Source organism: Herbaspirillum sp. SJZ107 (assembly GCF_006715485.1).
Classification (GTDB): Bacteria; Pseudomonadota; Gammaproteobacteria; order Burkholderiales; family Burkholderiaceae_D; genus Telluria.
In genome coordinates this window covers 365448-386088 of the sequence record NZ_VFNH01000003.1, presented here as the reverse complement: position 1 = coordinate 386088, position 20641 = coordinate 365448, and the positions used below count along the sequence as shown (strand labels likewise).

18 protein-coding genes are annotated in these 20641 nt (G+C 65.7%); 11 read left to right on the top strand and 7 right to left on the bottom strand.

Going from position 1 to position 20641, the window contains the following annotated elements; all coding sequences use genetic code 11:
• The first annotated feature begins 50 nt into the window (after nt 1–50).
• The 5 genes from FBX97_RS19800 (at nt 51) to FBX97_RS19780 (ending at nt 5243) form a co-directional block, all read left to right on the top strand.
• Nucleotides 51–2138 carry a cytochrome c biogenesis protein ResB gene (locus FBX97_RS19800; protein WP_141835605.1) on the top strand — a complete coding sequence of 696 codons (2088 nt, stop codon included), beginning with the start codon at nt 51–53 and terminating at the stop codon, nt 2136–2138.
• Nucleotides 2139–2150: 12 nt separating this feature from the next.
• The gene (gene ccsB, locus FBX97_RS19795; RefSeq protein ID WP_141835602.1) at nt 2151–3332 is read left to right on the top strand and encodes a c-type cytochrome biogenesis protein CcsB; all 1182 of its coding nucleotides are present in this window, start codon (nt 2151–2153) and stop codon (nt 3330–3332) included.
• Nucleotides 3333–3424: 92 nt separating this feature from the next.
• The gene (gene msrP, locus FBX97_RS19790) at nt 3425–4405 is read left to right on the top strand and encodes a protein-methionine-sulfoxide reductase catalytic subunit MsrP (protein WP_141835598.1); all 981 of its coding nucleotides are present in this window, start codon (nt 3425–3427) and stop codon (nt 4403–4405) included.
• 12 nt (nt 4406–4417) lie between these two features.
• Nucleotides 4418–5053 carry a sulfite oxidase heme-binding subunit YedZ gene (locus tag FBX97_RS19785; RefSeq protein ID WP_141835594.1) on the top strand — a complete coding sequence of 212 codons (636 nt, stop codon included), beginning with the start codon at nt 4418–4420 and terminating at the stop codon, nt 5051–5053.
• A 4-nt stretch (nt 5054–5057) separates the two neighbouring features.
• Nucleotides 5058–5243: a hypothetical protein gene (locus FBX97_RS19780; RefSeq protein WP_141835591.1), complete on the top strand. Its 186-nt coding sequence runs from the start codon at nt 5058–5060 to the stop codon at nt 5241–5243.
• On the opposite strand, the gene FBX97_RS19775 is transcribed toward FBX97_RS19780, so the two are convergent.
• From FBX97_RS19775 to FBX97_RS19765, 3 genes are all read right to left on the bottom strand, one after another.
• The gene (locus tag FBX97_RS19775) at nt 5240–7108 is read right to left on the bottom strand and encodes a DUF4153 domain-containing protein (protein ID WP_141835588.1); all 1869 of its coding nucleotides are present in this window, start codon (nt 7106–7108) and stop codon (nt 5240–5242) included. The genes FBX97_RS19780 and FBX97_RS19775 overlap by 4 nt on opposite strands.
• Nucleotides 7109–7179: 71 nt before the next feature.
• Nucleotides 7180–8454 carry a diaminopimelate decarboxylase gene (gene lysA / locus FBX97_RS19770; protein WP_141835586.1) on the bottom strand — a complete coding sequence of 425 codons (1275 nt, stop codon included), beginning with the start codon at nt 8452–8454 and terminating at the stop codon, nt 7180–7182.
• A 12-nt stretch (nt 8455–8466) separates the two neighbouring features.
• The gene (locus tag FBX97_RS19765; RefSeq protein ID WP_221631847.1) at nt 8467–8730 is read right to left on the bottom strand and encodes a lipoprotein; all 264 of its coding nucleotides are present in this window, start codon (nt 8728–8730) and stop codon (nt 8467–8469) included.
• Between the two features lie 41 nt (nt 8731–8771).
• On the opposite strand from FBX97_RS19765, the gene cyaY reads away from it, so the two are divergent.
• Nucleotides 8772–9101, top strand: coding sequence for an iron donor protein CyaY (gene cyaY / locus FBX97_RS19760; protein WP_141835580.1), 330 nt, complete (start codon nt 8772–8774; stop codon nt 9099–9101).
• Nucleotides 9102–9119: 18 nt separating this feature from the next.
• Here cyaY and FBX97_RS19755 read toward each other — a convergent pair whose 3' ends face one another.
• The 4 genes from FBX97_RS19755 to FBX97_RS19740 form a co-directional block, all read right to left on the bottom strand.
• The gene (locus FBX97_RS19755; RefSeq protein WP_141835577.1) at nt 9120–10304 is read right to left on the bottom strand and encodes a hypothetical protein; all 1185 of its coding nucleotides are present in this window, start codon (nt 10302–10304) and stop codon (nt 9120–9122) included.
• 1 nt (nt 10305) lies between these two features.
• Entirely contained in the window at nt 10306–11016 is a 711-nt protein-coding gene (locus FBX97_RS19750; protein WP_141835574.1) for a hypothetical protein, read from the bottom strand.
• Nucleotides 11017–11019: 3 nt separating this feature from the next.
• On the bottom strand, nt 11020–12492 hold the full coding sequence (locus FBX97_RS19745; RefSeq protein ID WP_141835571.1) for a hypothetical protein: 1473 nt from the start codon (nt 12490–12492) through the stop codon (nt 11020–11022).
• Nucleotides 12493–12837: 345 nt separating this feature from the next.
• Complete coding sequence (locus tag FBX97_RS19740; protein ID WP_141835568.1) at nt 12838–15198, bottom strand: penicillin-binding protein 1A; 2361 nt, start codon at nt 15196–15198, stop codon at nt 12838–12840.
• Nucleotides 15199–15552: 354 nt separating this feature from the next.
• Between FBX97_RS19740 and FBX97_RS19735 the strand changes: the two genes are divergently transcribed.
• From FBX97_RS19735 to pilQ, 5 genes are read left to right on the top strand one after another with little or no spacing between them, the layout of a single operon-like run.
• The gene (locus FBX97_RS19735; RefSeq protein WP_141835565.1) at nt 15553–16629 is read left to right on the top strand and encodes a pilus assembly protein PilM; all 1077 of its coding nucleotides are present in this window, start codon (nt 15553–15555) and stop codon (nt 16627–16629) included.
• The gene (locus FBX97_RS19730; RefSeq protein ID WP_141835562.1) at nt 16629–17255 is read left to right on the top strand and encodes a PilN domain-containing protein; all 627 of its coding nucleotides are present in this window, start codon (nt 16629–16631) and stop codon (nt 17253–17255) included. Before FBX97_RS19735 ends, FBX97_RS19730 begins: the two co-directional genes overlap by 1 nt.
• The gene (locus FBX97_RS19725; RefSeq protein WP_141835559.1) at nt 17252–17929 is read left to right on the top strand and encodes a type 4a pilus biogenesis protein PilO; all 678 of its coding nucleotides are present in this window, start codon (nt 17252–17254) and stop codon (nt 17927–17929) included. The genes FBX97_RS19730 and FBX97_RS19725 overlap by 4 nt, the downstream gene beginning before the upstream one ends.
• Nucleotides 17926–18468, top strand: coding sequence for a pilus assembly protein PilP (locus FBX97_RS19720; RefSeq protein WP_141835555.1), 543 nt, complete (start codon nt 17926–17928; stop codon nt 18466–18468). Before FBX97_RS19725 ends, FBX97_RS19720 begins: the two co-directional genes overlap by 4 nt.
• Nucleotides 18465–20609 (top strand): type IV pilus secretin PilQ, encoded by a 2145-nt coding sequence (gene pilQ, locus FBX97_RS19715; RefSeq protein ID WP_370457296.1) that lies wholly within the window; start codon nt 18465–18467, stop codon nt 20607–20609. The genes FBX97_RS19720 and pilQ overlap by 4 nt, the downstream gene beginning before the upstream one ends.
• The last annotated feature ends 32 nt before the right edge of the window (nt 20610–20641 follow it).

Genomic DNA, 20641 nt, shown 5'->3' with positions numbered 1-20641 from the left:
TTTACTGTATCCTCGCGCCAGAATGTCGCAACTGAAAGAAGCAGCCATCGATGAGCACCACCGGAATTGAATTGAAAACGCGGCGCCGCGGTTTGGCCGAGGCGGTCGAACTGGTGTCGTCGATGCGTTTTGCCATCGCCTTGCTGATGATGATCGCGATCGCCGCCATCATCGGCACCGTCATGAAGCAGGACCAGCCTACGCCCGACTACATCAACCAGTTCGGTCCGTTCTGGGCCACGGTGTTCGACAGGATCGGCCTGTACAGCGTGTACTCGGCCTGGTGGTTCCTGCTGATCCTGGCGGTATTGATCGTCTCGACCGCGCTGTGCGTGACGCGCAATGCGCCGCGCATGCTGCGCGACATGCGCAGCTGGCGCGACAGCGTGCGCGAAGAATCGTTGCGCAATTTCCACCACAAGACGGAATGGACCTCCGGCCTGGCCGCGGTGCCGCTGGCCACCCAGACCGCCCAGCGCCTCGGCAATGCCGGCTACCGCGTCAAACTGGTAGATAAAGCCGGCGGCGTGCTGGTGGCGGCCAAGAAGGGCGCCGGCAACAAGTTCGGCTACATCTTTGCGCACACGGCGATCATCGTGATCCTGCTCGGCGGCCTGCTCGATTCGAACCTCCCGATCCGTTTCCAGGAATGGTTCATGGGCAAGACGCCCTATACCAGCGGTGAACTGACGACGCGCAACCGGCTCGGTCTAAGCAATCCCAGCTTCCGCGGCACCACCAACATCGCCGAAGGCAAGTCCAGCAATACCGTCGTGATCCCGCGCGCCGACGGCATCCTGCTGCAGGACCTGCCGTTCACGATCACGCTGAACAAGTTCATCATCGACTTTTACTCGACCGGCATGCCCAAGCTGTTCTCGAGCGAAGTCACGATCCGCGACCACGAGACCGGCAAGACCTTCCCGGCCAAGATCCGCGTCAACGAGCCGCTGATCTACCGCGGCGTGGCGGTCTACCAGTCCGGCGTCGACGACGGCGGCAGCAAGCTGAAGCTCACCGGCTACCCGATGACCGGCACCGGCGACGCCACTTTCGCCATCGACGGTGAGGTCAACAGTACGACGACCCTGAAGGGCAGCGGCAACGAATACACGGTCGAGTGGTCCGGCTTCCGTCCGTTCAACGTCGAGAACATGAATACCGAGGGCGACCTGCGCAAGGTCAGCAAGACGCAATCCTTCGATGAACAGTTTGCCCAGGCGCTGTCCCAGCACTCGGGCTCGGCCGCCAAGAATGCCAACAACAAGGACCTGAAAAACGTCGGCCCCAGCGTGCAATACAAGCTGCGCGACAAGACCGGCCAGGCGCGCGAATTCCTGAACTACATGCAGCCGGTGACGCTGGAGGGCGCGCAGGTCTACCTGGCCGGCGTGCGCAACAATCCGTCCGATGCCTTCAGCTACCTGCGCATCCCGGCCGACGACCAGCACGGCGTACGCGAATGGATGCGCCTGCGCGCCGCGCTGGCCGATCCGGCACTGCGCCAGGAAGCGGCGCGCCGCTATGCCGAGCGCGCGCTGCCCCAGCCGAATGCGAATGCCGCCCTGGCGGCCCAGCTGCAGGAGTCGGCGGCCAAGACCCTGGGCCTGTTCGCCGGCGACGAGGGGCAGGGCGAGGGCGGCTTTATGGGCGTATCGAAGTTCCTGGAACGCATCCCCAAGGCCGAGCAGGAAAAGGCCGCCAACGTGTTCATGAAGATGCTCAACGGCGCCCTGTGGGAACTGTGGCAGGCAGCGCGGGCACGTGCCGGCGAGGGACCGGCCGAGCCGACCGAAGCCCACGGCCGCTTCCTGCAGCTGGCGACCAACGCGCTGTCGGACAGCTTTTTCTATGGCGCGCCGGTCTACCTGGCGCTCGACGAATTCACCGAGGTGAAAGCGTCCGGGCTGCAGGTGACGCGCTCGCCGGGCAAGAAAGTCGTCTACCTCGGCTGCCTGCTGCTGGTGCTGGGCATCTTTGCGATGTTCTACATCCGCGAGCGCCGCATCTGGGTCTGGGTGCGCGGCGACGACCAGGGCGGCGCCCATGCCATGATGGCGATGAGCACCCAGCGCAAGACGCTCGATTTCGAGCGCGAGTTCGAAGATTTGAAAACAGTCCTACCGCAATCGGCGTAAGTGGAGAAGAGAATGGATATGTCACCCGCATCGCAAGCAAGCGCGGCCCTCAAGGCGGCGGAAAAATACGCCCGCCCGCAAGGCTTCTTCAGGCGCCTGACGGCGCTCGACTGGCTGTTCGGCGCCGGCTTGCTGGCCGCCAGCCTGTTCGCGCTGCAGCGCTTCGGTCACTTCATGGACGTCTACGAACAGGCGATCCTGGTGCTGGCCGCGCCGACCTTTGCACTGCTGGGCTGGGGCTGGAAGCCGGTGCGCTGGCTGATGCCGCTGATCGCCGTGCTGGCGCTGTGGGCGGTGTCGCTGTACGGCGGGGCGCTGGATGCCGCCAACCAGAAATTCTTCCTCAAGTACATGCTGTCGAGCCAGTCCGCGATCCTGTGGATGAGCGCGCTGTTCGTGTTCTCGACCGTGTTCTACTGGATCGGTTTGGTGGCGCGCTCGCCTTTCGGCGGCAGCGTCGGCTCCAAGCTGTGCTGGGCGGCGGTGGTGCTCGGCTTCACCGGCATGATGGTGCGCTGGTACGAGTCCTACCTGGTCGGCGCCGACGTTGGCCACATCCCGGTGTCGAACCTGTACGAAGTGTTCATCCTGTTCTCGATGATCACCGCGCTGTTCTACCTGTACTACGAGCAGCGCTACGCCACCCGCCAGCTGGGACCCTTCGTGCTGCTGGTGATCTCGGCCGCGGTCGGCTTCCTGCTGTGGTACACGGTGGCGCGCGACGCCGCCGAGATCCAGCCGCTGGTGCCGGCGCTGCAGAGCTGGTGGATGAAGATCCACGTACCGGCCAACTTTATCGGCTACGGCACCTTCGCGCTGGCGGCGATGGTCGGCTCGGCCTATCTGCTGAAGTCGCACGGTATTCTCGCCGACCGCCTGCCGTCGCTGGAGGTGCTGGACGACGTCATGTACAAGTCGATCTCGGTCGGCTTCGCCTTCTTCACGGTGGCCACCATCCTGGGCGCGCTGTGGGCGGCCGAGGCCTGGGGCGGCTACTGGTCGTGGGACCCGAAGGAAACCTGGGCACTCATCGTCTGGCTCAACTACGCGGCCTGGCTGCACATGCGCCTCATGTCCGGCCTGCGCGGGCGCCCGGCGGCATGGTGGGCGCTGGTGGGCCTGGTGGTGACGACCTTCGCTTTCCTGGGCGTGAACATGTTCCTGTCGGGCCTGCATTCCTACGGCAAGCTGTAGGAATGTGTACCGGACCGGCCTAGTCGTGGCGGATAGTGTAAGGTTGACATGTCGGACGCGAAACGCGTCATTTAGCGCAGGCAGGAACCGCCATGTTGATCAAACGTAATCCAAACGGCATCGATTTGCCGTTCTCATCTGAAATCACGCCGCAAGCGGTGTACGAAGAGCGGCGCGCCTTCCTGGCGCGCGTGGCGGCCACCGCCGTGGTCGGCTCTTCGCTGTGGGAAATGGCCAATCGCGAAGCGTTTGCCCAGGGTGCGGCCCTGCCCAAGCTGGCGGCCACGCGCAACGCCGGCTTCTCGACGAACGAAAACCAGACCTCGTTCAACGACGCCACCCACTACAACAATTACTACGAGTTCGGCACCGACAAATCCGATCCGGCCGAGAATGCGCACACGCTGCGCACGCGGCCGTGGACGGTACAGATCGACGGCGAAGTCAAGAAGCCGATGACGATCGACATCGACCGGCTGACCAGGCTGGCGCCGCTGGAAGAGCGCGTGTACCGCCTGCGCTGCGTCGAAGGCTGGTCGATGGTGATCCCCTGGGTCGGCTATTCGCTGTCCAACCTGATCAAACAGGTCGAGCCGACCGGCAACGCCAAGTACGTCGAATTCGTCACCCTGGCCGACCGCGCCCAGATGCCGGGCGTCAAGAGCCGCGTGCTCGACTGGCCCTACGTCGAAGGCTTGCGCATGGACGAAGCCATGCATCCCCTGACCCTGCTCACGGTCGGCATGTACGGCCAGGTGCTGCCCAACCAGAACGGCGCCCCGGTGCGCATCGTCGTGCCTTGGAAGTACGGTTTCAAGTCGGCCAAGTCGATCGTCCGCATCCGTTTCGTGAAAGACCAGCCAAAGACCGCCTGGAACGGCATCGCTGCCAACGAATACGGTTTCTATTCGAACGTCAACCCGAACGTCGACCACCCGCGCTGGTCACAGGCGACCGAGCGCCGCATCGGCGAAGGCGGCCTGTTCACGCCCAAGCGCAAGACCCTGATGTTCAATGGCTACAACGAGGTCGCCTCGCTGTACACTGGCATGGATCTCAAGAAGTTCTATTAAAAGCATTCATTCATGGCGGCTTTCAATCCGACACCCAAGCAACTGAAGGCGATCAAGGCGCTGGTCTTCGTTCTGGCGCTGCTGCCTTTCCTGCGCATCGCCGCGCTGGTTGCCATGCAGGTGCCGGTCGACCCGGTCGAATTCATCACCCACGGCAGCGGCGACTGGGCGCTGTACCTGCTGTGCGCCACGCTCGCCGTGACGCCGCTGCGCCGCTTCACCGGCTGGAACTGGCTGGTGCGCCTGCGGCGCATGCTGGGTTTGTACACCTTCTTCTACGCCTTCCTGCACTTCCTGGCTTTCCTGTGGTTCGACCATTTCTTCGACCTGGCGGCGATGTGGCGCGACGTGCTCAAGCGGCCCTTCATCACGGTCGGCTTCATCGCTTTCGTGCTCCTGATCCCGCTGGCCGCCACCAGCACCCAGGCCATGATCAAGCGTTTGGGGCGCAACTGGGCGCGCCTGCACAAGCTGATCTACGCGATCGCGCCGCTGGCGATCCTGCACTACTGGTGGATGAAGGCGGGCAAGCACAATTTCGAGCAGCCGATCGTCTGGGGCTGCGTGGTGGCCATGCTGCTCGGCCTGCGGGTGTTCTGGAGCTGGAACCGCACCCGCCAGGCCACCACGTCTTCGGCGAGGTCCTGACGTGATGAAGCCGATCGGAGCGATCCTGCTGCTGGTGGTCCTGGTGCTCGTGCTGGTGCTGGCGGGTTCGCGCGGCCGCTATTCCCTGGCGGTCGACCGCTGCCTCGACCTCGACGGCCGCTGGTCCGAGCAGGCCGCGGCCTGCGCGTCGCAGGCCTGGCCGGAAGACCGCTCGCGCGGGCGGGATTAGTCGCCCTGTACGGGATAGGGCGCAGCGCCTGACGGCTTGCAGCCCGCCACCGGTGAGAATGGCGACAGCCGGCCGTGCAAACCGCCGATCTCGATATCGCTGAGGACCGGCGCCACCGCGCGCACCTGGCCGGCGGCCAGGCCCTGCAGCAGGCTGTCGCAGGGCGCCGCGTCGAAGGCGACGGTGGCCAGCGCACTCCATTGTCCCTGCGCATCTTCTCCGATCACGACCGACTCCAGGCCGCGGTTGCCGACCACCAGCACCTCGAGCCTGCCGTCGCCGTTCAGGTCCAGCATGTAGACGTCGCACCGGGTGCCGCGCCTGCGCAGGCAATCCGGATACTGGTGCATCCTCGGCTTGCGGCTCCAGTCGGTGCGCAGGAAGCTGTCGGGCAGCGCGGCCTGCGGGCTGCGCATGCGCAGGTTGGCCGCCAGGTCGAGTGCCGTCGGCGCTGCCTGCTTTGGCGTCTCGCCACGGTAATGCAGTGCGCGCGCCGCGGCAATGCGCGCGCGTACCAGTGCGGCATCGGCACCGGCCGCCTCGCGTTCGAGCCGGTCCAGCGCGGCACGTCCGAAGCGCGCGCCGTCGAAGCGCAGGAAGGCAAAGTCGAACTTGTCGGCCTTGACCTGGCCGGTGCCCAGGCGTGCCACCTGGCTGCCGACCGAGATGCGCGCCGGATCGAGCAGCGGCGAGAACAAGGCCAGCAGCACGCCGATGACCACGAAGGCGGCCGCGATGTTCACCTTCGCCAGCGCTGGCAGCCAGCCGGGCCGCAAACCGGCGCGGAAATAGCCGGCCGCATAGCAGGCGGCCACCAGGATGCAGGCGGCGGCAGCGACACGGTCGCCGGTCCAGCCGTAGTCACGCACGCGCAGCAATAGCGCATAGGCGGCGATCAGCACCAGCGGTGCCAGCAGCAGGGCCGCAATACGCGCCGCCACCCGCACCACGCGCGCGACGTCCTTGCCGTCGCCGCCCTGTTGCCAGGCGGCGTTGATGAGGATCACGAAGGCGGCCGCCGCGCACAGCAGCACTGCCGCCGCATGGCGCGTGCTCCACAGCGGCGCCAAGCCGGTGAAGGGCAGCGCCGCCAGGAAACCGCCGACCAGCAGCACCGTCACCGGCAGCAGCCAGGACAGCAGCACCAGCAGCAGCCCGCGGATGCCGCGCACGATGGCCGGACGCACGTCGGTCAGGTGCATGGCGCAGGCGAATGCGAAGGCAGTGACCGGGATGCCGAACCAGGCTTCGTGCATGATCCGGCTCAGGAAATGCAGCTTCACCAGCTCGAACAGCTGGGCGCCGAGCAGCAGCACCAGCCAGGTGACGCCGGTGAACAGCACGCTGAAGGCGATCTGCACGCCGAGCTTCCAGGCGATGTCGAAGTGGGTGGGATAGGTGGCGATGCGGCGCCCGTCGCGCACGGCGGCCAGGACCAGCGCATGGGCGATGAACAGGCCGGCGGCGCCGTAGAACAGCAGGGCGGCCGAGGGCTCGGCGGAGCGGCGCAGTGGGGACGGCCCCGGCACCGTGTCGCGCCACAGCGGCAGGTCGGCCACGCGCCAGGCGTCGTAGCAGGCCAGGCCGGCCAGCAGCACGGCGGCGCTGCCGACCCACAGCGCAAGGCGGCGCCGGTCCATGTGGCCCAGTCCCGAGATCGCGATCAGCGGCACGTACAGCCCGGCCAGCAGCATCGGCGCGAACGCCAGGGGCGAGGTGGCCGGCCACACCTGTTGCTGGGTGGCGCGGTACAGAATATAGAGAAACAGGCCTTGCAGCAGCCCCAGCGTAATACGGCGGGCACCGGTGCGCGGCGATGCCGGGACGGGCAGGGTGGGGGAATCGGCAGGATAGTGCGCTTGCATGAACAACCTCCGGAGTATCTTTCCGGAAATATTATCATTCACGCAAGCGCGAAGGGGACTTCAGCGGCGTTTTATTTGACCAGCGTTTCCAGCGCAAACAGCTCTGCCGGCGTCTCGCGGCGGCGGATCAGGTGCACCTTGTCGCCGTCGACCAGCAGCTCGGCGGCGCGGCCGCGCGTGTTGTAGTTCGAGGACATGGTGAAGCCGTAGGCGCCGGCCGCCATCATCGCCAGCACGTCGCCCGGCTGCACGGCAAGGGCGCGGTCGCGCGCCAGCCAGTCGCCCGATTCGCATACCGGACCGACCAGGTCGTAGACCGGGGCATCGCCTTCGCGCGGCACGACCGGCTTGACGTCCATCCAGGCCTGGTACATGGCCGGACGCGCCATGTCGTTCATGGCGGCGTCGACCACGCAGAAGTTCTTTTCTTCGCCCGGCTTCAGGAACTCGACCGACATCAAGAGCACGCCGGCATTGCCGACGATCGAACGGCCCGGCTCGAAGATCACCTTGATCGGCTTGCCGTCGTATTTTGCGGCGCGCCAGGCGTCCACGCGCGCGAACACGCGGCTGACGTAATCGCCGATCGGCACCGGCTGGCCATCGGCGCTGCCGTAGTCGATGCCCAGGCCGCCGCCAACGTCGAGGTGGTGCAAATGGATGCCTTCCAGCGCCAGGGTGTCGATCAGCTCGATCAGTTTATCCAGCGCTTCCAGCAGCGGCGCATCGTCCAGCAGTTGCGAGCCGATGTGGCAATCGATGCCGACCACGTCCAGGTGCGGAAGGGCGGCGGCGCTGCGGTAGGTGGCCAGCGCATCCGAGAACGCCACGCCGAACTTGCTGGCCTTCAGGCCGGTCGCGATGTACGGGTGGGTCTTGGCGTCGACGTTCGGATTCACGCGCAGCGATACCGGCGCGCGCTTGCCGAGGCGGCCGGCGACTTCGTTGATGCGGTCCAGCTCGGGGATCGACTCGACGTTGAAGCACAGGATGCCCTCTTCCAGCGCCAGCTCGATTTCCTGCACGGTCTTGCCCACGCCCGAGAAGATCACCTTGCCCGGGTCGCCGCCGGCGGCGATCACGCGCAGCAGTTCGCCGCCCGAGACGATGTCGAAGCCGGCGCCTTCGCGCGCCAGCAGGTCGAGGATGGCCAGGTTCGAATTGGCCTTCATCGCATAGCAGACCAGTGCATCGCGACCCTTGGCCGGGGCGGCATAGCCGGTGAAGTTTTCCAGCAGCTGGGCTTTGGAATAGACGTAGGCCGGGGTGCCGAACCGGGTGGCGATATCGGACAGGGCAACGCTTTCGGCGTGCAGCACGCCGTTCTGGTACGAGAAATGCGACATGGCGATGGGAACTTATTGGGAAGCAGGAACGGAAGACGGCGGCATCGTGGCCTGGGTGTTGTTGGCGTTCGACTCGGCGGCCGGCACGGCGGTGCCCGCGGCCGGTGCTGGCGGCACGGCGATGGTGGCCGGCGCCGGCGCCGGTGCGGCCGGACCGGCGGGCGCGGCACCCTTGTGCTTCGGCGGCTTGGGCATGTACAGCGGACCGGTCTGGCCGCAGGCGGACAGCGTCAGCAGGGTTGCCAGAGCGGCAGGCAGCGCAAATGAGGACTTCACGATTAGAATCACGGTTTGATTAGCAGACCTTGGAGTGTAGCATGACCGAAACCGAATTTTTGGACCTCGCCGAGTCCACCCTGGACCGGATCGAGCAAGCGTTCGACCGCCTGTTCGAGCAGGATGTCGTCGACGTCGAATGCAAGCGGAATGGCAACGTGCTCGAAATCGAGTTCGTCGACAATGGTTCGAAAATCATCGTCAACAGCCAGGCGCCGCTGCAGGAGATGTGGATCGCGGCGCGCGCCGGCGGCTTCCACTACAAGCGCGTCGGCGACGAATGGCGCAACACGCGCGACGACAGCGAATTCTTCACCGCGCTGTCGGACTTCGCCAGCCAGCAGGGCGGGGCGCCGGTCAAGCTGGGCTGATACGGCGCGGCAGGCGCGTCATGGCTTCGCGGCCAGGTCGTCGATGCCCAGTTTTTTGAGGAACATGCGCGTCACCTGGCCGGTTCTTTCGAAGCCGAATTCGCCTTGGCGGCGATCGATCGCACTGCGGGTGGCGGTATCGAAGCCACCCGTTTCCTTGACGCCCAGGGCGCGCTGGAGCACGTCGACGTCGCCGTTCCGGACCAGCTTGTGCTCGATGTAATTCAAGGCTTCGTCGCCGCTGCTGCTGCCCACCGGTGGCGCGGTGGGTGCCGGCACGGCGTCGGGCAACTCCTGCGGCGGTGCCGCACGCGCAGGCACCTTGCCCGCCATCCTGAGCGGCATCAAGGCGGCGAGCAACTGGAACCAGAGCGGCGCGCCGATCAGGCAGGCGCAGGCCATGATGAGAAACCCGAGCGCTGTCCAGACGTACTCCGACAGCGGCACGCCACGCTCTTGTCCTTGCCGTTCCTGGTACCACTTCGCCGGCCAGCCGATCGGCAACTCCATGGCCAGCCCCGCCTGGACCACCCTGTTCGGATCCGCCGCTGGCCCGGCGCCGCCATCCTGCGAGTACGCGAGCAGCGTCCGTTCGCCATTGGCAGCATAAGCCTGTGCCAGGTGGGGATCGTTCCAGAGCGCCCTGGCCAGATGCACGGCATCGATGTTGAATGCGATGGCGCACAGCAGGCCGGCCAGGAAACAGCGCCGCGCACTGCCGCGCTTGTACCAACCGCTGACCCGGTCCATCAACTGGTCGAAATAGGCCGCGACCTGCTGCTGGAACAGCGCCGGGTCGGCACCGGCACGCCGCCACAGGAACCCCAGCACCGCGCCGGCCTGGTCGCTTTCCTGGACCGCCGCCGCGATCGCGTCGCCAAGGCCATGCGGTTCGGAACGGGACTGGGCCGGCATCGCCATCAGCACATCGACCAGCGCGGCCGCAAAAAGCTGCGAAGGCAGGTAGGACGCCAGGTCCTTGTCGCCGCTTGCCATGGCGCACAGCGCCGGATGCCGTTTCAGGTCGTCGACGATCTGGCGCCCGGCGGCGTCGTCTCCCAGCATGCGCGCGACGCCGGCCCACAGGCAGCGGGCGCGCTGGTTGCGCACGGTATGCCATATCTCGGTAAACGTGCTGACCAGCACGGCGAACACGGCGAAGACCAGCACCATGCTGACGATGAAATCCACGGTGCTCGGCATCCTAGGCGACCCTCATCTGTTTCGACAGTGGATCGTCCTGCGTCACCAGTTCGGCCGCGAAGTCGCCGAGGATGGGGCCGAGCGGCGAAAAATAACAATAAGTCTCATCCCGGTCCATGCCGACCAGGATCCCGATCGCCTGGCCGCGTTCGTCGCGCAGCAGGGAACCGCTGTCGCCGCGGACTGCGTTCCGTCTGTCGGTCTGTATCAACCCGTGCAGCATCACATTCACGGTCCTTGCTGGGCGGACTTTTCCCAATTCATAGACGAAGTACCCGAAAGGCGCCTGTGCGTTGGCGTCGTGAAGCACCGTCGTATGCGACGTCCCGCTGGCCGCGCCGGTGAAGAACAGGGGCTCGTCCGCCGTCAGCGGCGTTCTTCGTATGCCGCTGGGCAGGAAATCCTGCTGACGTACCAGTTTCGCGGCTGTATCGCTGTCGATCGTGGCCACCGCCGCATCCGTTGAGCTGTCTCGGGGCATGCCGTTATTGCTGACCGCCAAGTTCCAATTGCCGATCACGCCGATTTCGGACACCGGACTCACGCCGCATTCCACGATGGGACGGGCGGATGGACTGGTGCCGAGGCAGGTGGGCGTCAGCACGTGCGCCACCCCGAGCACCGCGTACTGGTTCCGCCACCTGACCAGACAGCTGACGGTGCCGACCATGTTGGGCACGGCCCGGTTCCAGATCTTGATGGGATTGACCATGGTTCAGTTGCACTTGCCCGGATTGAGCGTGGGACTGGCCTTCAGCTTGCCGATGAAGACGTCGGAGGTCAGCTGCTCGTCGGTCGGTTCGCCCGACGCAGTGTTGCGCCACTGCATTGCCAGCTTTTCCTTGATGTCGTCCGGTTTGTAGGGATCGGGCACCTTCAGTATCCCCATCAAGCAAGCATCGCCTTTCAGGCGGTCGAATTTCTGGTCGCGCGTCGTCACGGCCATTGCCGTCGCCTTGCCGGCATCCGTGGGCGCCGCATCCGGCATGAGTGTGATGGTCAGGGGCAGCACGTTGCCGGCCACGCCGAGCGTGGTCAGGCTCAGCACGACCGTGGTTTCCTTGGACACCGCCTTCGCATAGCTCAGGGTGATTTGCGATTGTGTCGGCGTCAGCGTGACGATCTGCGGGCGGCCCAGTGCGGCCGTCGCGCTGGCGACGTCGCCGCTGAAATCGGCCCAGGGTGTGCCGCTCGGCTTGCTGGTGACGGTGAAGCTGACGGTGGCGCCCGGCGACATCTCGAAGGCGTTGGCGGGCAGCGTGGTCGTCAGCGTCGGCGCCGGCGGCACCGCCGGCGAATAGGTGGTGCAGGCGTCGAACGCGGCCGGCGAGCTTGGCTGCGGCTTGACGCAGGCCTGGGCGAATTCACCGAGACGGTCCACCAGAAGGTTCAGCGCGTCGATGACATCCTTGTCCGGGGTGGTGTCGTCGTCGCCTGTGGGCGAACCGGCCTTGCTCGGATCCAGTTTGCTGCCGGGGTTGATGACGGCCAGCTCGGACTTCAGCAGCGCGGTGGCGGCGCTGGGCGAGAGGCTGGCGGTCTTGATCTGGAAGTTGCTATCGGCAACGATCGTACGCGTCGCCGCCTGCATATGGTCGGCGGCGGCCGAAATCGTCTGGTCGAGTTGCTCGTACTGGGTCAGCGCGCCGTTGGCCCTTGCCAGGTAGGCGTCGCGCTTGACGCTCATTTCCGCTGTCGGCTTGAGTTTCTGGACCGCCTTGATCTGCTCCGCCAGCGCAGTTTGCCGTCCTTCGCAGCCGCCGCTCACCGGCGCCAGGTTATATTTGTAGGCTTCGTCCACCACGCAGGCAAGACGCACCTCGGCCAGCATGTAGACGCCTTCCGGCGAACCCGACAACAGGATATTGCGTGCTTCGTACCCCGAGGCCACGGCCAGCCCCAGCCCGAGAAGGCCCTTGCGCGCGCCCTCGGACGAGCGGGTCGCCCCGCCATACAGCAGCGCGCCGGTCAGCGGCAGGGCGAGTGCCGAGCTCCACGAGTTGATGCGCGCGCGTTCGACATAGCCTGTGCGAGCCCGGTCCTGGGCCGCTTCGGCCGCATTCCGGACCGCGATGAAGCGCTCGCGCGGCGTACAGGTCTGCGTGCTCGCGCAGGCCGGCCTGTTGGCGGCCTGGCCGGTGTCCAGGTAGGGATTCATCACGGTCGAGCAAGCCGATATGGCAAGCATGAGAGGCACCGCAAGCAGCCTGAAGGCATGCTTGTGCAGCAAGACATCGGACATGGACACCCCTTGGCATCTTTATCTGTGCCTAGGATTTTTTCCCATGGCATCAGACGATTCTTATGGTGGTGTCATTTTAACCAAGACAGTATCTGTGTAAATACATGCCGGGCACGATTGTCATAAAAACCACATGCCTGGCCATCAGGGGCATTGCATGACGAAGCCTGCCATTCGGCATGCATGAAAACAGGGGAAAGGTGCATGAAGCGGCGGAACGTGGTGTCGGGCACCGGTGGAGAATAATGCTGGCGGACGGCGCTTGCCATCCGCCCTGTGTGCGCGTGAGGCCTAGAACAGCTCGTTACGCACGGCATCGCGCGTCTTTTGCTCGCCCTGCGGCGACGGCGTACCCACGTCCAGCGACTGCACGCCCGTGCCCGGCGGATTTTCGGCGTAGTAGTACTCGTCGCCGTACTGCACCAGCCCGCCCGGCACGGTGCGCTCCTCGACCGGCACGCCCTTCAACGCCTTCTGCATGAAGCCGATCCAGATCGGCAGCGCCAGGCCGCCGCCGGTTTCCTTGTTGCCGAGGTTGCGCGGCTGGTCGTAGCCCATCCAGGCGATGCCGACCAGGTGCGGCGTGTAGCCGGCGAACCAGGCATCCATCGAATCGTTGGTGGTGCCGGTCTTGCCGCCGATGTCGGGGCGCTTGAGGGTGGCCTGGGCCTTGGCCGCGGTGCCGTAGCGCGCCACGTCGCGCAGCATGCTGTCCATCAGGTAGGCGTTGCGCTCGTCGATCACGCGGTTGGCTTCGACGCCGGCGCGTTCCGGACGCGCTTCCGACAGCACCTTGCCGTCGGCATCGGTCACCTTGGAAATCAGGTAAGGACTGATGCGGTAGCCGCCGTTGGCGAACACGGAATAGGCGCCCGACATCTGCAGCGGCGTGGTCGCGCCCGCGCCCAGCGCCAGCGTCAGGTAGGGCGGGTTCTTGTCGGCGTCGAAGCCGAAGCGGGTCGCATATTCCTGGCCGTAGCGGGCGCCGATCTTGTTCAGGATGCGGATCGAGATCATGTTCTTCGACTTGGTCAGGCCGCGCCGCATCGTCATCGGGCCTTCGTACTTGGCGTCGTAGTTCTTCGGCTCCCAGGCCTGGCCGCCGGTCGAGCCGGCGTCGAAGGAGATCGGGGCGTCGTTGATCAGGGTGGCCGGCGAGAAGCCGCGCTCCAGCGATGCCGAATAAATGAACGGCTTGAACGAGGAACCCGGCTGGCGCCAGGCCTGCGTGACGTGGTTGAACTTGCTGCGGTTGTAGTCGAAGCCGCCCACCAGCGCGCGGATCTGGCCGTCGGACGGATCGACCGCGACGAAGGCCGATTCCACTTCCGGCAACTGCGTGATGTTCCAGGACGAGCCGCCGTCCTGGCTGACGCGGATCACGGCGCCGCGGCGGATGCGGCGGGTCTCGGCCGCTTTCGGCGACAGCCAGCCCTGGGCGAAGGACAGGCCGCTGCCCTGGATCCGGATTTCCTCGCCCGAGGCCAGCACCGCGGTGACGCCGCTCGGCGCCGCCTGCAGCACGATGGCGGCGACGATGTCGTCCGAATCCGGGTGCTCGGCCAGCTCGGCTTCGATGGCTTCGTCGGCGTCGGCCTTCGTTTTAGGGATCTCGATGTATTTTTCCGGGCCGCGGTAGGTGTGGCGGCGCTCGTAGTCCATCACGCCGCGGCGCAGCGCCAGGTAGGCGGCGTCCTGGTCGGCCTTGGTGATGGTGGTGAACACGTTCAGGCCGCGCGTATAGGTGTCTTCCTTGAACTGTTCGTAGACCAGCTGGCGCGCCATTTCGGCCACGTATTCGGCATGCACGCCGAAGGCGGTGCTGTCGGTCTTGATCTTGAGTTGTTCATCCTTGGCTTCGGCGTACTGGGCGTCGGTGATGTAGCGCAGGTCGTGCATGCGCTGCAGGATGTACTGCTGGCGCATGCGCGCGCGCTTCGGATTGACCACCGGGTTGTAGGCCGAGGGCGCTTTCGGCAGGCCGGCCAGCATCGCCGCTTCCGCCACCGTGATGTCCTTCAGGTCCTTGCCAAAATAAATCTGGGCCGCCGACGAGAAGCCGAAGGCGCGCTGGCCCAGGTAGATCTGGTTCATGTAGACCTCGAGGATCTGGTCCTTGGTCAGGTTCTTCTCGATCTTCCAGGCCAGCAGCGCTTCGTAGGCCTTGCGCTTGAGGGTCTGTTCGCTCGACAGGAAGAAGTTGCGCGCCACCTGCTGGGTGATGGTGGAGGCGCCCTGGCGCGCGCCGCCGGTGGCGTTGTGCACGGCCGCGCGCACGATGCCCAGGTAGTCGACGCCGCCGTGCTCGTAGAAGCCGGTGTCTTCGATCGCCAGCACGGCCTTCTTCATGACGTCCGGGATGTCCTTGAAGTGGACCAGGGTACGGCGTTCCTCGCCGAATTCGCCGATCAGGACGTTATCGGCGGTAAAAATGCGCAGCGGCATCTTCGGACGGTAGTCGGTCAGGGTATCGAGTGCGGGCAGGTTCGGATAGGCCATGGCCAGGGCGAACACCACCACCAGCACGCCGCACACGGCGAGGCCGGCCACACCGGCCAGCAGGGTGAAGAGGATGCGCTTGGGCGAGTGTCGTTTGGGCGGGTGCCGATCGTGCGGCGGCGGAGCGGACGCCCCGGTTCGAGAAGCTTTCATGCGGAGGTAGGGTTCGCTGTATGGATCAGATTCATTATAAGTCAGTGCCGGTCTGGAAACACGACTGGACAAGAGCACAACAGGTGTGAAAAGGCTTGCAATATCGATCCATCAAGCTCGAAAACCAAGTGTCGTTTTCATGCTTCGTTGCACTATATTCCCGTGTAGAAATTTCTTGTCTGTAGTCACTAGTATTGCTACGATTTGTGGGCAGTGCCTGACTACCTCATACCAACCATCAGGTTATTCAACGATTTCCCCTTCGCGGGCGTTCAAAAGCAAACCTCGGCAGCCGGGGTTTTCCACAGCCGTTCTACGTTAGAACGCATAGCAGCAGCAAAAGGGAGTACGTTCGTGATCAGTCTAGGTTCCTTGTTCGGACAGTCCAGCCCGCCATTGGTCGGGCTCGACATCAGCACATCCGGCGTGCGCCTGGTGGAGTTGGCCGACGCCGGCAAGGGTGTGCTGCGCCTGGAGCGTTACGCTTCCGAGCCGCTGCCGCGCGGCGCCGTCGTCGACGGTAACATCGAAAACATCGAATCGGTGTCGGATGCGGTCCTGCGCGTCTGGAAGAAAAGCGGGACCAAGGTCCGCCACGTCGCGCTCGGCATGCCGCCGGCCGCCGTCATCACCAAGAAAATCATCCTGCCCGCCGGGCTGCCGGAAGACCAGCTCGAAGTGCAGGTCGAGTCGGAGGCGAGCCAGTATATCCCGTTTGCGCTGGACGAGGTAAGCCTCGACTTCGACGTGATCGGCCCGGCCGCCAACTCGGTCGAGGACATGGAAGTCATGCTGGCCGCGGCGCGCCGCGAAAAGGTCGAGGACCGCGTCGCGATCGCCGAAGCCGCCGGCTTGAGCGCCACCGTGATGGACATCGAGTCGTACGCGGCGCGCGCCGCCGTGCACCGCGCCATCGAAGGCATGGCGGGTAGCGGGCCGGACCAGATCGTGGCCCTGTTCCAGATCGGCGCCCAGTCGACCCACATTTCGGTGCTTCAAAACGGCGACACCGTCTACGAGCGCGAGCAGCCCTTCGGCGGCATCCAGCTGACCCAGGACGTGGTCCGTGCCTACGGCCTGTCGTTCGAGGAGGCGGAAGCGCGCAAGAAGGCCGGCGATTTGCCCGACAATTACGCGGCCGACCTGCTGGCCCCGTTCCTGGAAAATGCGGCCCTCGAAGTCACGCGCGCGATCCAGTTCTTCTTCACCTCGACTCCGTACACCCGCATCGACCAGATCTACCTGGCCGGCGGCTGCGCGCTGGTGCCGGGCCTGCTCGAGATCATCGCCAGCCGCACCCGCATCCCCAGCGCCGTGGTGGCACCGTTCAGGGGCATGCAGCTCGGCCCGTCGGTGCGCGAACAGCAGCTGCGCAACGAGGCGCCGGCCTACCTGGTCGCCTGTGGACTGGCCCTGCGGAGGTTTGGCTGATGATCCGGATTAACCTGCTTCCCCACCGGGAAGCCAAGCGCAAGCAGAAGCAGCAAGCCTTCGTGGCCCTGATGGCGCTCGGCGCGCTGGCCGGCGCCGCGCTGGTGCTGCTGATCGGCGCCTACAACGCCAGCCGCATCGCCACCCAGAACGAACGCAACACCGTGCTGAAGGAAGCGAATGCCGAACTCGACAAGAAGATCAGCAAGATCGCCAGCCTGAAATCCGAGATCGAGGCGCTCAAGGCGCGCCAGCAGGCGGTCGAGGACCTGCAGGGCGACCGCAACCAGCCGGTCTACCTGCTCGACGAACTGGTGCGCCAGATGCCGGACGGCGTCTACCTGAAGAGTTTCAAGCAGGACGGCCAGAAGGTGGTGCTGAACGGCTATGCGCAATCGCAGGAACGGGTGGCCGAACTGCTGCGCAACCTGTCCGGCAATTCGCCCTGGCTGGAGCGCCCCGAGCTGAGCGAAGTGAAGGCGGTGCCGCTGGCCCAGAGCAAGAGCGGACGCCGGGTCGTCGAATTCCTGCTGGGCGTGGCGATCAAGCGTGCGCGCACCACGGACGACGACAAGGCCGGCGCCGCCAGGCCGGGCGCCGCGGCAAGCGCCGGAGCACACTCATGAACATTGACCTGAAACAATCATTCGCCGACCTGTCGGCCCAGTTCGAGGGCTTGCAGGGCCGTCATCCGGGCCTGTGGCCGCTGGCGCCGCGCCTCCTGTGCGCGGCTGGCGTCATGGTGGCCGTGCTCGGCCTCGGCTACTTCTTTTACTGGAGCGGCCAGTTCGAACAGCAGGACAGCCTGGCGGCCGAGGAAACCACGCTGCGCGACGCCTACCGGCTCAAGATGGGGCAGGCGATCAACCTGGACGCGCTGGAAGCCCAGCAGCAGCAGGTCAACCGCTACGTCGAGCGCCTCGAGAAGCAGCTGCCGAGCAAGGCCGACATGGATGCGCTGCTGTCCGACATCAACCAGGCCGGCATCGGCCGCGGCCTGCAGTTCGAGCTGTTCAAGCCGGGCTCGGTGGTGGTCAAGGATTACTATGCCGAGCTGCCGATCGACATCAAGGTCACCGGCGGCTACCACGAGATCGGCGAATTCGCGGCCGACATGGCCAAGATGTCGCGCATCGTCACGCTGAACAACCTGGCGCTCGGCACCGAGAAGGAAGGCACGCTGTCGCTGGAAGCGGTGGCCAAGACCTTCCGCTACCTCGACCAGGAAGAGCTCGACGCCCAGGCCAAGGCGCGCAAGGCGAAAAAGAAGGGCGCAGCCAAGAAGGAAGGCGAAGCATGACCCGGTATTCCCCGATGATCGCCGGCGCCCTGAGCGCCGTGCTGCTGGCCGGCTGCGGCGACAGCGACGTGCGCGAAGTGCGCGACTGGATGGCGCAGGTCCAGCGCGAGACCCATCCGACCGTCAAGCCGCTGGCCGAACCCAAGACCTTCATTCCCTACGCCTACGGCGCCAGGGAGGCGCTCGACCCGTTCAGCCAGACCAAGCTGCTGGGCGAGCTGGCCAAGGCCGCGGCGGTCTCGGACAACCCGAACAAGCCGGATACGGCGCGCCCGCGCGAACTCCTCGAAACATTCCCCCTGGACACCATGGTCATGGTCGGGACGATGGAAAAGGGCGGCGCCCGCTATGCGCTGCTGCAGATCGACCGTTCGTTGTACCAGATCCGGGCCGGCCAGCGCGTCGGCCAGAATTTCGGCGTCGTCACCCGCGTCAGCGATGGCGCCATCGATATCCGTGAAGTCGTGCAGGATGCCGCCGGCGAGTGGGTCGAGCGCATGGCGAAGCTGGAGCTGCAAAGCAAGGAGACAGGAAAATGACCCGTTTTAAAATGATGGTGTGCGCCTTCCTGGGCAGCCTGATGTTCGCCGCCGGTACCGCGTACGCACAGAGCAACGCGATCGAATCGATCAGCGCCAGCCCGCAGGGCAGCAACGTCGTGATCCGGGTGGCGATGAAGGAAGCCCCGACCAGGCTGCCGATCGGCTTTTCGATCACCAATCCGGCGCGCATCGCGCTCGACTTCGGCGCCACCGCGAATGCCACCGGCAAGAGTGTCCAGGACATCAACGTGGGCGACGTGCGCGGCGTGAACGTGGTGCAGGCCGGCGAACGCACGCGCCTGGTGCTGAACCTGAAGCGCGCGCTGAACTACGCCGCCGCGATCGACGGCAAGGCCGTGGTCGTCACCGTCGAAGGTTCGGGCGGGCTGGCACAAGCCACGCCGGTGGCCGCGGCGCCGGCCGGGACCCCGGGCGCACGATCCGCTTCCCCGACCCTGCGCGACCTCGACTTCCGCCGCGGCAGCAACGGCGAAGGCCGCGTCGTGGTCGACCTGCCCAACGGCCAGGTCGCGGTCGACGTGCGCCAGGCCGGCAACCAGATCCTGGTCGACTTCCTGAAGATCGGCGTGCCGGCCACGCTGCGCCGCCGCCTCGACGTCAGCGACTTCGGCACCCCGGTGTCGCGCATCACCACCACGCCGCAGGGCGACAACGTGCGCATGACCATCGACGCCCAGGGCGCCTGGGAGCAGAGCGTCTACCAGAGCGACACCCAGCTCGTGATCGACGTCAAGCCGGTCAAGGAAGACCCGAACCGTCCGGGCGGCAACGGCGCCCAGGGCTACCGCGGCGAAAAGCTGTCGTTCAACTTCCAGAACGTCGAAGTGCGCGCGGCGCTGCAGGCGATCGCCGACATCTCGGGGCTGAACATCATCACCAGCGACTCCGTCAGCGGCAACCTGACGCTGCGCCTGAAGGACGTGCCGTGGGACCAGGCGCTCGACGTGGTGCTGCAGGCAAAGGGCCTGGACATGCGCAAGAACGGCACCGTGCTGTGGATCGCGCCCAAGGAAGAACTGCTGACCAAGGAAAAGATCGAGCTCGAACAGAAGGCCCAGATCTCCGACCTGGAACCGCTGCGCTCCGAGATCTTCCAGCTGAACTACCAGAAGGCCGAAGCCTTCCGCACCGTGTTCGGCCTGGATGCGTCGGGTGCCAGCAGCGGCGGCGGCAACAACCGCGTGCTGTCCAAGCGCGGCAGCGCCATCATCGACCCGCGCACCAACCAGCTGTTCGTGACCGACATCGCGGCGCGCCTGGAAGACATCCGCAAGCTGATCCAGAAGGTCGACGTCGCCACCAAGCAGGTGCTGGTCGAGGCGCGCCTGGTCGAGGCCAACGACGGCTTCTCGCGCAACCTCGGCGCCAAGCTCGGCTTCACCGACCTGCGCGGCGTCCGCGGCGGCGACCCCGGCTACCAGATCAACGGCAACCAGCGCGTGGCGATCGGCGGCAACCTGGCCGGCGTGACCAGCGTCACCGGCCAGACCGCGGCCGCCGACGCCACCACCAACAGCACCCTGGTCAACCTGCCGGCCGCCGGCATCAACGGCGCATCGCCGAGCACGATCGCGTTCTCGCTGTTCTCCTCGGCCGCCAACCGCTTCCTGAACCTGGAGCTGTCGGCGCTGGAAGCCGACGGCAAGGGCAAGATCATTTCCAGCCCGCGCGTGGTCACCGAGGACAACATCCCGGCCGTGATCGAGCAGGGCGTCGAACTGCCGTACCAGCAGGCCACCAGCAGCGGCGCGACCTCGATCGCCTTCCGCAAGGCCAGCCTGCGCCTGGAAGTCACGCCGCAGGTGACGCCGGACGGCAATGTGGTGCTGGACGTTGACGTGGCCAAGGATTCGCGCGGCGAGAACACCACCGCCGGCCCGGCCATCAACACCCAGCACGTGAAGACCAAGGTGATGGTGGAAAACGGCGGCACCGTGGTGCTGGGCGGTATCTACCAGCAGAGCGAAACCAACGACACCACCCAGGTGCCGGTGCTGGGCAATATTCCCGTCGTGGGGAACCTGTTCAAGACGAATTCGCGGGCGACGACCAAGACCGAACTGCTGGTCTTCATCACGCCGCGCATCGTCGCCGAACGGGTGCAGGGCGGGCGCTGATGCCGGGACGGCGTGGCGCTCCATCGTAAGAA